Source organism: Teichococcus aerophilus (genome assembly GCF_014490485.1).
Classification (GTDB): domain Bacteria; phylum Pseudomonadota; class Alphaproteobacteria; order Acetobacterales; family Acetobacteraceae; genus Pseudoroseomonas; species Pseudoroseomonas aerophila.
The window spans coordinates 76571-89625 of the sequence record NZ_JACTVA010000018.1 but is presented as its reverse complement, the minus strand read 5'-3'; the positions used below and the strand labels follow the sequence as shown (position 1 = coordinate 89625).

The following is a 13055-nucleotide window of genomic DNA, read 5'->3' as shown; positions in this document are numbered from 1 at the left end:
CGGCGGCGGCGGGCGCACCGGTTCGCCGGCCGGCGCGCCCTCCGGCAGCAGGTCCCGCAGCCCGGCGCCGGGGCGGGGCGTGGCCCGCAGCAGGCGGCGGGTATAGGGATGTTCGGGGGCGCGGAAGATGCGGGCGGAAGCGGCGTCCTCCACCACCCGGCCCTGCTGCATGACCACCACCCGGTCGCAATAGGCGGCGGCGAGGCCGAGGTCGTGGGTGATCAGCAGCGTCGACATGCCGCGCGCCCGCGTCAGCTCCGTCACCAGCTCCATCACCGTCTTCTGGGTGGTGACGTCAAGGCCCGTGGTCGGCTCGTCGGCGATCAGCAATTGCGGCCGGCAGGCGAGGGCCAGCGCGATGACGATGCGCTGGCACATGCCGCCTGACAGCTCGAACGGATAGGCATCGTAGCGCTCGGCGGCGCGGGCGATGCGCACCTGCTCCAGCATCTCGATCGCGCGGGCGCGGGCGGTCTGCCGCGTCGCCTGGCCGTGGCGCAGCATCACGTCCTCGATCTGCCGGCCGACGCTGCGGATCGGGTTCAGCGCCGCGCGCGGGTTCTGGAAGATCATCGAGATCTCCCGCCCGCGCAGGTCGCGCATCGCGCCCTCCGGCGCCGCTTGCAACGGCATGCCGGAAAACACGATGCTGCCCTCCGCGATACGCCCGGCGCGGTCGAGGATGCGCATGACGGCATAGGAGGTGACGGACTTGCCGGAGCCGGACTCGCCGACGATGCCGACCGTCTCGCCCTTCATCAATTGCAGCGAGACCTGGCGCACCGCCTGCACCGGGCCGGCGCGCGTGGCGAATTCCACCGTCAGGTCCCGCACGTCCAGCAGCGGCACGCGGGGGGTGTCGTGGGTGATGTTCATGCTACGATCAGGGCCCGTTCAAGGATGCCGGCAAGCGCTGCCGCGACGTCAGGCCAAGCAGGGGAAGCGTTCTTTTTTGGAAAAAAGAACCAAGAAACTTTTGTCAGTTTGGCGGCGCGCTGCCCGGCCGGCGCGACGGCAATCAGGCAAAGTCTTTTTGCTTCTTTTTCTTCAGAAAAAGAAGAATCCTGCCGTCCTGTTCTGCCATGTCGGACCATTCCCGGACCGGTCCTCAGCCGCGCCGCTGCGGGTCGACGATGTCGCGCAGCCCGTCGCCCAGCAGGTTGAAGCAGAACACCGCCAGCATCAGCGCGAGGCCCGGGAACAGCGCCACCCACCATTCGCCGGAAACGATGAAGCTGGCCCCCTCCGCGACCATGATGCCCCATTCCGGCATCGGCGGCCGCACGCCGAGCCCGATGAAGGACAGGCCCGCCGCGTTGAGGATGGCGTAGCCCATGGTCAGCGAGACCTGCACCGCCATGATCGGCAGGATGTTGGGCAGGATCTGCGTCAGTAGGATGCGCCACTCGCCGTTGCCGGTCAGCCGCGCCGCCTGCACGAAGCCGGCCTCCCGCCGCACCCGCGCCTCCGCCCGCGCCAGCCGGGCATAAAGCGGGAAGTTCACGATGGCCGTCGCGATGACGATGTTGGTGACGGTGTTGCCCAGCGCGGCGACGATGCCCATGGCCAGCACGAACAGCGGAAAGGCCATGATGGTATCGGCGATGCGGCCGACCACGCGGTCCGTCCAGCCGCCGAAATACCCGGCGGCGACGCCCGCCAGCCCGCCCAGCGCGAAGACCAGCACGACGGAGGCGATGGCCACCGCCATGTCCAGCCGCGTGGCGACGACGACGCGGCTGAGGATGTCCCGCCCCAGCTGGTCGGTACCGAAGGGGTGCGCCCACGAGGGCGCCTGCAGCGCGTTGGCCGTGTCGCTGGCCAGCGGGTCGTAGGGCACGAGGAACGGGCCCAGCGCGGCGCACAGCAGCAGCAGGAAGAACAGCGCGAAGGCCAGCGCAGTGACCGGGTTGCCGGTGACGACGTGGCGGGCGTGGCGCCACGCCGCGCCGGCTTCGCGCGGACGAGTGGCGGTGGTGGTCTGGGCCGCGCTCATGCGTCCATCCTCGCGCGCGGGTCGACCAGCCCGTAGAGCAGGTCGATCGCCAGGTTGAGCAGCACGTAGAGGATGGCCATCGTCAACACGAAGCCTTGCACCGGCGCGAAGTCCGAGGCGATCAGCGCCTCCACCGCGTAGGAGCCGACGCCGGGCCAGGCGAAGACCTTCTCCACCAGCACGTTGGCGCCGAGCAGGAAGGAGAACACCATGCCGAGCGTTGTCAGCACCGGCAGCATGGCGTTGCGGAAGGCATAGGTGAGGATGACGTAGCGGGGCGAGAGGCCACTGGCGCGCGCCGTGCGCACGAAGTCCGCCGAAAGCACCGCCAGCATGCTGCCGCGGCTGATGCGGGCGATCGGCGCCAGCGCGAACAGCCCCAGCGTGGCCACCGGCAGCGCCATCTGTGCCAGCGAGGCGCGGAAGGTTTCCATATCCCCCGCCAGCAGGCTGTCCACCAGATAGAGGCCCGTCACGGTCGGTGGCGCGCTGGCAAATGCGTCCAGCCGGCCCAGCGGCGCCGGGGACCAGCCGAGGATGAAGTAGAACACGTAGACGAGTAGCAGGCCGGTGAAGAAGACCGGCAGGCTGACCCCGGCTGTGACCACGATGCGGCAGAGATGGTCCGCCCAGCTGCCCTGCTTCACGGCGGCGAGGATGCCGAGCGGGATGGCGATGCCCATGGCCAGCAGCAGCGCCGCCAGCGTCAGCTCCACGCTGGCCGGCAGCCGTGCCGTGAGGTCCGCCAGCACCGGCTGCCCGGTGGTCAGCGACATGCCGAGGTGGCCCTGCGCCAGCGCCGTGACGTAGCGGAAGAACTGCTCCGGCAGCGGCCGGTCCAGCCCCAGCTCGGCGCGGATCTGCGCGATGCTCTCGGCGCTGGCGGTGGGGCCGGCGAAATAGCTGGCGGTATCCCCGGGTAGCACCCGGGTCAGCAGGAAGGTCACGAGGATGACCCCGGCCAGCGCCGGCAGGGCGCCCAACAGCCGCAGCAGGACGGTACGCATGGCCATGGTCTCCCCAAGCCGGAACGGGACAGCGGCGGCGCCCGGCATCGGGCGCCGCCGGGCGCGTCAGCCCTTGGTCAGGCTGCGGAAGTCGGGCTCGCGGCTCGGCAGGAACTGGTAGCCGCCGATGTTCTTCTGCATCGCCACGTCGTGCAGCGGCTGCGCCAGCGGGATGGCCGGCACCTCCCGCATCGCCATGCTGACGAAGGCTTCCACGTCCCGCTTGTATTCCGCCGGGTCGGCGGTGAAGCGGGCGGCGTCGATCAGCTTGTCCATCTCCGGGTTCTGGTAGGAGGAGATGTTAAAGATCGAGTTGTTGCCGTGATAGTTCCAGAAGAAATAGTAGTCCGGATAGTCCAGCCAGCCGCCGAAGCGGTTGATGGCCATCGGCGCCGTCTTCTTGTTCAGCTCGCCACGGAAGTTGGCGCCCGGGATCTTCTGCAATTCGACGGTGATGCCGATCGGCGCCAGCGCCTCTTTGATCAGCACGGCCATTGGCTCGGCGATGGTGGCGGCGCCGGCATCGAAGATCAGCGTGGTGGTCACGCCGCCCGGGGCCGCCTGCTGCACCAGCGCGCGGGCGCGGGCGATGTCGGTGTTGTAGGGGTAGGGCTGCGGCCAGGCGGTGGTGGCCTCGCCGGTCGCGCCCCACATCGGCACGCCGCGGCCGAACAGCGAGGCCTGCATGATCTTCTCATACGGCATCGCCCAGGCCACCGCCTGGCGCAGCCGCACATCGGTGAACGGGCCGGTCGCGGCGTTCAGCGCCACGGTCCACAGCGCGTTCGGCACCGGCACGCCGACCACCTTGACCTTGCCGGCCTCGATCAGGTCCTTGAAGTCCTTCGGCGGCAGGCCGTAGGAGATGTCGGCATCCCCGCGCTCGATCAGCGCGCGCCGCGTGCTGGGGGAGGGGATGTCGCGCGTGATCACCCGGCGCAGCGTCGGCAGCGTGCCGGAGGTCCAGTCGTCGTTGCGGACATAGATGGTCTCGACGCCCGGCTTCCAGCTTTCCACACGGAAGGCGCCGGAGCCGGCGACGTTGTTCTTCAGCCACTCCTTCGCCCAGGGGTCGCCGCCGCCGTTGCGCTGCGCCAGCTCGCTGTCGAACACGAAGGGGATGGTGACGGCCAGGTTCGGCAGCGTCATCTTGTCGCGGCGCAGGAAGTCGATGCGGAAGGTACGGTCGTCCACCGCGACGAACTGCTCGGCCTTCTCCAGCGATCCCGCCGCCATCTGCGTCGTCGCGAAGCCGCCGATGCTGACGGCGCGGTCCAGCGACCACTTCACGTCCTTCGCGCTGACCGCGCGGCCGCTGTGGAACTTCGCCTCGCGCAGGCGGAAGGTCGCGCTCATGCCGTCGCTGGCCACCTGCCAGCTTTCCGCCAGCTCGCCTTCCAGCTGGTCGATCTTGAAGGTGCTGCCGTCGCCGCCCGGCAGCGGCACCGGCTTGAAGCGCAGCAGCCGGTCGTAGCAATTGACCGAGACGCCGTTGACCGGCTGCGCCGAGCCGATGCCCTGCATGTCCAGGCTGTTGGGGCCGTATTCCTGCACCAGCAGCAGCGTCTCCCGCCGGCTGGGCGCGGCTGTCTGCGCGGCGGCGAGCTTGGGCACGAAAGGCGCGGCCAGGGCACTGGCCAGGAGACTGCGGCGGTGCATGACGGTCTACTCCTGCTCGGTGAAGGACATGTGGTTTCGGCCGGCGCCAGGGCGTGGCGCGGGGAAGGAAGCGGTGCCGCCAGGGACCAGGGCGTGGCGCAGCGCCGCCAGCGGGTCCGGCGCCGGCACCGGCTGCAGCATGAGGGCGACGTGGCGCAGGTGGTCCCGCATGATCGCCGCCGCCTGCAGCATCCGCCCCGCCGCCAGCGCCTCCACGATCTGCACATGCTCCTGCGCCGAGGCCGCGGCATCGCGCGGCGTCTGGTACAGGGCGGCGATCAGCATGGTACGGGCGGTGAGGTCGCGCAGCATCTCGGCTGCCACCGCATTGCCCAGAACTTCAGCCAGATGCACATGAAAGTTGCCGAGCTGGACACTGCGCTCCGCCGCGCTGCCCGCCGCCAGCAGCCGCTGCTCATGCCGCAAATGGCCGCGCAGCCGCGCCATGCCGGCCGGGCCGGGCGGCGCGGCCACCGCCAGCATGCCGTATTCCAGTGCGCAACGCGCCTCCAGCGTCTCCCGCGCCTCGGCCAGGGATGGCTCGGCGACGAACCAGCCGCGCCGGGCGCTGACCCGCACGATGCGCCGTACCGCCAGCCGGATCAGTGCTTCCCGTACCAGGGTGCGGGACACCTCAAACAGGCTGGCCAGTTGCTGCTCGCCCAGGCGGCTGCCAGGCAACAGGCGGCCGGCCAGCACGGCATCCATGATGCGCTGGTCGATGTCCCCGGACATCGGGCGCGTCGTCTCCGGCGGGATGGGGTGGCAGGCTTGCATACAAGGGCGGTCTGCAAGCCGCGTGCCAGCGGGTTGGTGGGAGGAAGGCCAGGGAAAGAATTCCCCGGACCCCTTCTTTCTTTTCTGCGAGTTGGCGTGACGCTTCTGGATTGGGAGCGGACGCCCCTGACGACACCAGAAGGGGCGGGTAGGGGTCGGGCGATAGAGGCCTGATATGCCGTATGGAAAAGCATCTTCGGGCCGGTTGCCGCTGTTCCGCCCAAAGGCGGGCGCGGCAAGCTGGCTTTTAATGGATGGCCACGCGACGCTCAGTGCCGATCTCGGCCTGGCGGCGGACCCGGCCCGTGCCCTGGCGCCTAGCCGCGCCGACGCATCATCACCCGCGCCACCACCATGCACACGACGCCCAGCAGGATCAGCCCCGTCGTGGCCGGGGATGCGCGGACGGCACCGATGATCTCGGCCGGGATCCAGGCCAGCCAATCCATCACCGTACGGGGAATCCACAACAGCGTCTCCCACCCCACCACATGCGCGGCGATGCCGATGGCAACCAGGAACACACCGAGGGACCAGAGCCGAGGCGCCATCAACAGGCGCCAACGGAATGCGGGCAGCGTGAACGAGACAAGAGGAGCATACGCCTTCCTGAGCGTGGCCTTGGGCAGGCCGGATGTGGGCAAAGCATACCCCACTTCCAAGCCCAGGCCTGCCCTAATTACGCATGGTGAGTGGCTCGGTGGGTAGGGAGAGGGGCTGGGGAAAGAATTCCCCAGCCCCTCTTTTTTCCACGAGTTTGGCAACACTCTGCAGGACTGAAGCCGGACCCGTTCCTGATTATAGCGTTGGCCACGCGGGCTGAACCCTCAGCCGGAGGTCCAAGACCTCCCGCGCACCCAGTCATCCTTCAAGACCGACCCTCCAACAGCCACGACAGCAGAAACTGGAGAAAAGAAAGAAGGGGTCCGGGGAATTCTTTCCCCGACCTTCTCCCAACCTAACCCAAACTCTATGGCGCCGCTGGTGACATCCGGCGAACCTTGACGGGAATGGTCTTGGCCGCCGGCACGTGGCTTTCCTCCGCGTGGTGCCAGAGTGGCAGCAGCGGGTTGCATTCCGGGTAGTAGGCCGCCAGGGCGCCTTCCGGGATGTCGAACGGCACGACCTGGAGGTTCCCGACTTCCCGGTGCACGCCGTCATCGGCGACGGTGATCAGGGAGACGCGCTGCTCGGGCGCCAGGGCCAGGCGGGCCATGTCCCGCTCGTTCATCATCACCACCTCGCGGCTGCCGTTGATGCCGCGGAAGCGGTCGTCGTAGCCGTAGATTGTGGTGTTGAACTGGTCGTTGCTGCGGATGGTCATCAGCGCGAAGGTGCCGAAGCCTTCGACCGGCGTGTCTTTGTTGGCGTCCAGGCTCTTGGGCGGCAGGAAGTTGGCCTTGCCAGTCTTGGTTTCCCAGATGCGTTCCCGTGCCGGGTTGGCACGGTGGAAGCCACCAGGCTGGCGCATGCGCTGGTTGTAGTCCTTGTACCATTTGGGGAAGGTCTCAGCGATCGCCTCCCGCACCAGCTCGTAATTGCCCACCCAGGCATCCCAGTCCGGCTTCGGGTTGGATGGCAGGGTGGCCTTGGCGATGCCGGCGATGATGGCGGGCTCCGACAGCAGGTGCTCGCTGGCCGGCTCCCGCATCCCGTGCGAAGGGTGGATGAAGGAGGTGCTGTCCTCCATCGAGACCACCTGCGGCCCGGTGGCCTGGCGGTCGATCTCGATGCGGCTGAGGCAGGGCAGCAGGTAGGCGGCGCGGCCATGGATCAGGTGGCTGCGGTTGAGCTTGGTGGTGATCATCACCGTCAGCGGCAGCTTGCGCCAGGCGGGCTCCAGCAGCCGGTGCTCGGGCAGGGAGCGGACGAGGTTGCCGCCGAGCTGGATGACTGCCTTGGCCTGGCCCTTGATGACCTTGCCGGCGGCATCGACCACGTCGGTGCCCTTCGTACGCGGTGGGCTGAAGCCGTACATCTCGCCCAGCTTGTCCAGCGGTGCGAGCTCCGGCTTCTCGGTGATCCAGACGGCGCGCTGGCCCTGCACGTTGGAATGGCCGCGCACGGGGCAGATGCCGGCGCCCTGCTTGCCGATATTGCCGCGCAGGAACAGCAGCGCCGCCAGCATCTGCACGTTGTCGACGCCGGCGCGGTGCTGCGTGAGCCCCATGCCGTAGACGCCCATGACCTTGTTCGCCCGCGTATAGAGGGTCGCGATGTCCTCGACCTGCGCGTGGGTCAGACCGGAGTGGCGTTCGATCTCCTTCCAGTCATGCCCCCGCATGGCGCGCGCGAAAGCCTCGAACCCATGGGTGTGCTGGGCGATGAAGGCCTGGTCCAGCACCGTGGCGCCGTTGTCCTCCGCCTCGATCAGGCTCTTGCACAGGCCGGTCAGCAGCGCGAGGTCGCCACCCGGGCGCAGCTGGAAGTATTGCGCGGTGATCCGCGTCGAGGGTGACAGCAGCATCTGCACCGGGTTCTGCGGGTTGGTGAAGCGTTCCAGCCCCTTCTCGCGCAGCGGGTTGATGGTGATGATCGGCACGCCGCGCCGGCTGGCCTCATCCAGTTGGTGCAACATGCGCGGGCTGTTCGTCGCCGTGTTCTGGCCGAAGATCAGGATCAGGTCGGTATGCTCGAAATCATCCAGCGTGACCGTCCCGACCGGTACGCCGATGGTCTTGGGCAGCGCCACCGAGGTGCTCTCGTGGCACATGTTGGACGAGTCCGGCAGATTGTTGGTGCCGTACATGCGTGCCAGCAGCTGGTACATGTAGGACGCTTCGTTGCTGGCGCGGCCGGAGGCGTAGAAGATCGCTTCATCCGGCTTCATGCCACGCAACGCGGTACCGATCTCCGCGAAGGCCTGGTCCCAGGGCAGGGGCAGGTAGCGGTCCGTCGCCGCGTCCCACTTCATCGGCTCGGTCAGGCGGCCGCCCTGCTCCAGCTGATGGTCGCTCCAGCTTTCCAGTTCAGTGACGGTATGTCTGGCGAAGAAGTCAGGCTCCAGTCGCTCGCTCGTCAGGTCCCAGGCGGTGGCCTTGGCGCCGTTCTCGCAGAACTCGAACAGATGCGGCGGGTTCGGCTTGGCCCAGGCGCAGGAGACGCACATGAAGCCGTCGTCCTTGTTCTGCTTGCGCAGCGCCAGGCTGGTGCTGACCGAATGGCCTTCCCGCCGCAGGATGGTCTTGAGCGACTTGACCGAACCCCAGCCACCGGAAGGCCCGTCATACGGCACATGTTCGACGTCATCGGTCATGGTCACGCTCCTGCGTCGGGGGTTCGGCCATGCGGCCGCCTCGTCAGGACCAAAACAGAGCTGTGGCCAAAAGGGTTGCGGAGCAGCCTTGGCGCGGCGCTGCAACCAAACCCGCTCTGCCGCGTCCTCCCTGCATCGCCATGGCGAGGAGGCGGGAGATGCTGCACACGCTGACGGATACGGCCCAGTTGGTGCCGCTGCTGCAGGGCGGCGCGCAACCCGGCCCCGACATGCGTGCGGTGGCCGAGGAAGTTCCCGTCGCCTTCGTCTATAACCACGCGACCTACGCGGTGATGATGGCGACGCCGGCGGCGCTGGAGGACTTCGCCTACGGCTTCAGCCTGACCGAAGGCATCGTCAGCCACCCCAGCGAGATCCAGGGCCTGGACATCGTCCCGCACCCCAACGGCGTGGAATTGCGGATGGATCTGGCCGAGCACCGCCTGGAAGCCTTGCACAAGCGCCGGCGGCGCCTGGCCGGCCCGGTCGGATGTGGACTTTGCGGCATCGAGAGCCTGGACGCGGCGATGCGCAGCGTATGCCCCGTCGTCTCCGACGCCAGCATCGCCGTGCCGGACATCGCCCGGGCCATGACGGCCATGGAAGCGAGCCAGACCCTGCACCGCGCGACCCACTGCGCCCACGCCGCCGGCTTCTGGCACCGCGAGGCCGGCATGCTGGCGGTGCGCGAGGATGTCGGCCGGCACAACGCACTCGATAAGTTGGCGGGGGCGGTGACCCGCATGGCCCTCGCGCCCGAGGCCGGCGCGGTGGTGCTGACCAGCCGCGTGTCGGTGGAGATGGTGCAGAAGACGGCGGCACTGGGCACCGCCATCCTGCTGGCCGTCTCCGCCCCCACCGCCACGGCGATCCGCCTGGCCGAGGAATGCGGCCTGACCCTGATCGCCGGCGTGCGCGGCAATCGCTACGAGGTCTTTACCGGCGCGGGGCGGCTCCGTGGGGAGCATGCCCGCCGGCTGAGCTGACCAGGCGCTTCTTGGTGTAAGAAAGGCCGGGGAAGGAATTCCCCGGACCCCATCTTTCTTTCTGCGAGTTTTGCGTTGGCGCCTTAGGCCGTCAGGGGGGCGCTAGGAGCTATGCAGCGGTCCTTGCTTCGTTTGGGCGACCGGCTGCTGAAGGCAGCGGGGATGGCGCATCGGTCACCGGCTTAACGACAGGGATGAAGTGGGCGGCAGAGCCAGACGCCGCCCATGATCACAAAGCCTATTGCAGTCCCGGCAGGTAGGCGGGGGTCACCACGGGTTGCAGAATCCAGCCGCCGCCCCGGCATTCCTGACGGAGAGAAACGGCACGGGCGTTCCTGCTGCACGCCGTGCAGTAGAACGACCCCGCCACGTCTTCGACGCAGGAGCCGCGATGGTTCGCCAGCACCTCGGCCACCGGGATGGGCCGGGGTGCAGGGCAGTCCGGGTCACCGCAATGGGCGACCACGCTGAGGCCGACGAGCTGCTCCAGGGGGGTGGAAAGCAGGGAGCCGGACCGTGCGATTTGGATGATGGAGGGGGAGGATCGGGTCATGGCTCACCCGTTCTACTACCATGAACAAAGCAAGAACAAGAAAAATCTGTTAACGATACCGATCGGATTCGGGCTGGCCTCGGCAATGCGGCGCGTGGCGGCCAGCCCCGCCTGCCACGAAGCCCGAACCGCTATGCCGGGAGGCCGATTTCGGCCGCGGCTTTGGCATTACAACGGCAGCCCTTGGCTGCCGCCATGCATCGGTGGTGGGAAGAGGGTGAAGTACAGCGCCCCGCCGCAGCCCAGGGCCAGGAACGCCATCGGCACCAGGGCTGCCAGCCAGGCCCACCCGGAACCACGGCGGCGCAGCGCCCCGGCCGCGGCAGCGCCGCCGAGGCCCAGGATGGCGGGGGAGAGGAACATCAGGAGCGCGACCGGCGACGGTGGCCCACCCTGCCCACGGAGCATCCAGGCCAGCTCCTGCCGATAGGCATAGGCCAGCAGCCCCTGCGCCACGAGGCCGAGGATGACCAGGCAGCGAAGCGCGTTCCTCACCCGCCAGGCCCGGGAGGACGCCGCTTGCCCATCAGACCTGCCGCTTCGCTGCCCGGACCAGGGCGGCGGTGGAGAGCAGGATGGCGGACACCAGTACGCCGACCGCCACCAGCCCGGCCGGCGTCGCCCGCGCCGTCGCCACGAAGGAGCTGCCGCCACTCAGGGTGAGGGCGACCCTGGCATTCATCTCCTCCGGATGCAGCGGGGCGGGCGGCCGGGTCTTGGCCGGCTCCGATACGGTTTGCGCGGGGTGCTGTCGCTCCATGTCCATCCTCCGGTTCTCTGGCGGGGCAGGTTGCGGCCCGGGCGCGTTAGCGACGGTTCCGGTACCACAAGGTCACGAACAGGACCGCCACCATGATGATGACGCCCGTCCGATGCTGGGCGATGTAGTCAAGCGCCTGGCCGAGTAACACCGGCAACTCCTTCCTTGTCAGGACGCCTCGGCCGATCCGTCCCTGATGGAGGGCGGCCTTCCAGGCGATGCGGAAGAGTGTAGGGGGTCGGGCTGGTGGCGGACATGCCAGCCTACGAAGGCCATGATGCGGATGGGATGCGCCAGATGACAGCTTGCGGGCGGATGGCCGCTTGGCACTCTCCGCCCCAGTGGCCAGCAGTGCTGCCGCCAAGACATCCAACCGCCCCGCTTCCACGGAGAACGGGAAGGTCTATGACGGAGAATCATGCTGTCAGGAGAACCTGGCGGACCCGAAAGGATTCGAACCTTCGACCTCTGCCTTCGGAGGGTCGAAGATAAAGGTTCGCCCGGGTTTTCCCGGAGCGGCTTGGGATGGATAAGCCGCTGGAAACAGGTGATATTTTCCGCTTCGGTAAGCCCGCGCCATTTCGCGGAAACTCCCGGATTTGCTTCCGGCTGCTTCCGTGGCGCTTCCGGAAACAGGCGGAGAACGCACCTTGGCCAAGATCACTAAACGCATTGTGGATGCCGCAGAGCCGCGGGCGGCCGAGTATTTCCTATGGTGTGACGAACTGCCGGGCTTCGGCCTGCGGGTCTATCCGTCCGGCAGGAAGGGGTATCTGGTCCAGTACCGCAGCGCCGGCCGGAGCCGCCGGGCCAACATCGGCCTGCATGGGCGGCTAACCCCAGATGAGGCTCGCAAGGAAGCCATGTCACTGCTGGGACAGGTGGCCAGGGGTGGGGATCCGGCAGAAGAGCGTGCCACTCGGCGGAAGACCCTGACGGTACAGGAACTATGCGAGCGCTATCTGCAAGCGGCCGATAAGGGGCTGATCCTGGGCAAACGAGGCGCGGCAAAGAAGGCGAGCACCTTGGCGTCCGATCGGAGCCGGATCGGAGCGCATATTGTGCCGCTAATCGGCAATCGGAAGGTCACGGATCTGACGCGGGCTGATGTGACCCGTTTCATGCGGGATGTGGCGGCCGGCAAGGCGGCCAGGACGATTAAGACGGCCAAGTTGCGAGGCAAGTCCATCGTCGAAGGCGGTAAGGGGGCTGCCACCCGCACAATGGGCCTGCTGGGCGGCATCCTCTCCTTCGCAGTTTCAGAGGGCGTGATCCAGGCAAACCCTGTTCATGGGGTAAAGCGGCCGGCTGATAGCCGAAAGAAGGCCCGGCTTACCCCGGAGACATACGCCGAACTCGGAAAGGCACTGGCCAAGTGGGATGCGGAGGGCGGCAACTCTGCCGCTGCCCTGGCCATCCGCCTATTGGCTCTGACTGGATGCCGCCGGGGTGAAGTACAGAAGCTTCGATGGTCTGAGGTGGACACCGCCGGCCATGCTCTCCGGCTGGAGGACAGCAAGGAGGGCGCGTCTGTCCGCCCAGTCGGCCAGGCTGTGCTGGACCTGCTGGGGGCAGCAGCGCCGCAGGAAAGCGATCACATTTATATCTTAGCCGGCCGTGATCCGCAGAAGCCCTATGGCGGCCTGCCGGGAGCCTGGGAGCGGCTGGCTAAGGAGGCGGGACTGGTTGGCATTACCCTCCACACCCTGCGGCATAGCTTCGCCTCGACCGCAGCAGACCTCGGTTACAGCGAGCCGACCATTGCTGCGATGATCGGCCATTCCTCTGGGACCATCACTGGTCGGTACGTCCACCATCTCGACGCGGTGTTAATTGCCGCGGCTGACCGAGTGGCTGAAGAAATCCGGAAGCAGATGGCGGGGAAGGCGCGGGCTTCGGAGCCGCAGGCCTGAATTGTCTCACGCGAACTACTGTTTTGACGTGGCACAGGTGGCACAGCAATAGATAAGATTAGAAAAATCAATGGCCTGTGGCTCGTTCCACGCTGTGCCACCTAGGTGGCACAGCGGTGGCACAGTTGGCACAGCGACACCGCTTAGC

Annotated in this window: 13 protein-coding genes and 1 tRNA gene; 2 read left to right on the top strand and 12 right to left on the bottom strand. The window is 67.7% G+C overall.

Annotation, left to right across the window (positions count from 1 at the left end; translation table 11 throughout):
• The 8 genes from IBL26_RS11935 to IBL26_RS11900 form a co-directional block, all read right to left on the bottom strand.
• Positions 1-876, bottom strand: an 876-nt coding sequence (locus IBL26_RS11935) for an ABC transporter ATP-binding protein (protein WP_187784706.1), incomplete at its 3' end; no start/stop codon positions are given.
• Positions 873-1094: a hypothetical protein gene (locus IBL26_RS11930; protein ID WP_187784705.1), complete on the bottom strand. Its 222-nt coding sequence runs from the start codon at positions 1092-1094 to the stop codon at positions 873-875. The genes IBL26_RS11930 and IBL26_RS11935, both read right to left, overlap by 4 nt.
• Positions 1095-1108: 14 nt before the next feature.
• Positions 1109-1996, bottom strand: coding sequence for an ABC transporter permease (locus tag IBL26_RS11925; protein ID WP_187784704.1), 888 nt, complete (start codon positions 1994-1996; stop codon positions 1109-1111).
• Positions 1993-3003: an ABC transporter permease gene (locus tag IBL26_RS11920; RefSeq protein ID WP_187784703.1), complete on the bottom strand. Its 1011-nt coding sequence runs from the start codon at positions 3001-3003 to the stop codon at positions 1993-1995. The genes IBL26_RS11925 and IBL26_RS11920 overlap by 4 nt, the downstream gene beginning before the upstream one ends.
• A gap of 66 nt (positions 3004-3069) precedes the next feature.
• Positions 3070-4662: an ABC transporter substrate-binding protein gene (locus IBL26_RS11915; RefSeq protein ID WP_187784702.1), complete on the bottom strand. Its 1593-nt coding sequence runs from the start codon at positions 4660-4662 to the stop codon at positions 3070-3072.
• A gap of 6 nt (positions 4663-4668) precedes the next feature.
• A complete protein-coding gene (locus IBL26_RS11910) occupies positions 4669-5397 on the bottom strand; it encodes a GntR family transcriptional regulator (protein WP_187784701.1) in 729 nt (242 codons plus the stop codon).
• A gap of 359 nt (positions 5398-5756) precedes the next feature.
• On the bottom strand, positions 5757-5990 hold the full coding sequence (locus IBL26_RS11905; RefSeq protein ID WP_187784700.1) for a hypothetical protein: 234 nt from the start codon (positions 5988-5990) through the stop codon (positions 5757-5759).
• A gap of 419 nt (positions 5991-6409) precedes the next feature.
• Complete coding sequence (locus tag IBL26_RS11900; RefSeq protein WP_187784699.1) at positions 6410-8695, bottom strand: FdhF/YdeP family oxidoreductase; 2286 nt, start codon at positions 8693-8695, stop codon at positions 6410-6412.
• A 158-nt stretch (positions 8696-8853) separates the two neighbouring features.
• Here IBL26_RS11900 and fdhD point away from each other — a divergent pair, with 158 nt between their 5' ends.
• Entirely contained in the window at positions 8854-9681 is an 828-nt protein-coding gene (gene fdhD, locus IBL26_RS11895; protein WP_187784698.1) for a formate dehydrogenase accessory sulfurtransferase FdhD, read from the top strand.
• A gap of 238 nt (positions 9682-9919) precedes the next feature.
• Here fdhD and IBL26_RS11890 read toward each other — a convergent pair whose 3' ends face one another.
• From IBL26_RS11890 to IBL26_RS11875, 4 genes are all read right to left on the bottom strand, one after another.
• Positions 9920-10234 (bottom strand): hypothetical protein, encoded by a 315-nt coding sequence (locus tag IBL26_RS11890; RefSeq protein WP_187784697.1) that lies wholly within the window; start codon positions 10232-10234, stop codon positions 9920-9922.
• Between the two features lie 168 nt (positions 10235-10402).
• On the bottom strand, positions 10403-10729 hold the full coding sequence (locus tag IBL26_RS11885) for a hypothetical protein (RefSeq protein ID WP_187784696.1): 327 nt from the start codon (positions 10727-10729) through the stop codon (positions 10403-10405).
• A 31-nt stretch (positions 10730-10760) separates the two neighbouring features.
• Positions 10761-10994: a hypothetical protein gene (locus tag IBL26_RS11880; RefSeq protein WP_187784695.1), complete on the bottom strand. Its 234-nt coding sequence runs from the start codon at positions 10992-10994 to the stop codon at positions 10761-10763.
• Between the two features lie 435 nt (positions 10995-11429).
• A tRNA-Ser gene (locus tag IBL26_RS11875) sits at positions 11430-11505 on the bottom strand.
• Between the two features lie 139 nt (positions 11506-11644).
• Here IBL26_RS11875 and IBL26_RS11870 point away from each other — a divergent pair.
• Positions 11645-12907, top strand: a complete 1263-nt coding sequence (locus IBL26_RS11870) for a tyrosine-type recombinase/integrase (RefSeq protein WP_187784694.1) — start codon at positions 11645-11647, stop codon at positions 12905-12907.
• The last annotated feature ends 148 nt before the right edge of the window (positions 12908-13055 follow it).

Coding starts and splice junctions, on each gene's coding strand:
- IBL26_RS11900 (WP_187784699.1), bottom strand. CDS start 8,695: ATGACCGATGACGTCGAACATGTGCCGTATGACGGGCCTTCCGGTGGC.
- IBL26_RS11925 (WP_187784704.1), bottom strand. CDS start 1,996: ATGAGCGCGGCCCAGACCACCACCGCCACTCGTCCGCGCGAAGCCGGC.
- IBL26_RS11890 (WP_187784697.1), bottom strand. CDS start 10,234: ATGACCCGATCCTCCCCCTCCATCATCCAAATCGCACGGTCCGGCTCC.
- fdhD (WP_187784698.1), top strand. CDS start 8,854: ATGCTGCACACGCTGACGGATACGGCCCAGTTGGTGCCGCTGCTGCAG.
- IBL26_RS11905 (WP_187784700.1), bottom strand. CDS start 5,990: ATGGCGCCTCGGCTCTGGTCCCTCGGTGTGTTCCTGGTTGCCATCGGC.
- IBL26_RS11880 (WP_187784695.1), bottom strand. CDS start 10,994: ATGGAGCGACAGCACCCCGCGCAAACCGTATCGGAGCCGGCCAAGACC.
- IBL26_RS11930 (WP_187784705.1), bottom strand. CDS start 1,094: ATGGTCCGACATGGCAGAACAGGACGGCAGGATTCTTCTTTTTCTGAA.
- IBL26_RS11920 (WP_187784703.1), bottom strand. CDS start 3,003: ATGCGTACCGTCCTGCTGCGGCTGTTGGGCGCCCTGCCGGCGCTGGCC.
- IBL26_RS11915 (WP_187784702.1), bottom strand. CDS start 4,662: ATGCACCGCCGCAGTCTCCTGGCCAGTGCCCTGGCCGCGCCTTTCGTG.
- IBL26_RS11910 (WP_187784701.1), bottom strand. CDS start 5,397: ATGTCCGGGGACATCGACCAGCGCATCATGGATGCCGTGCTGGCCGGC.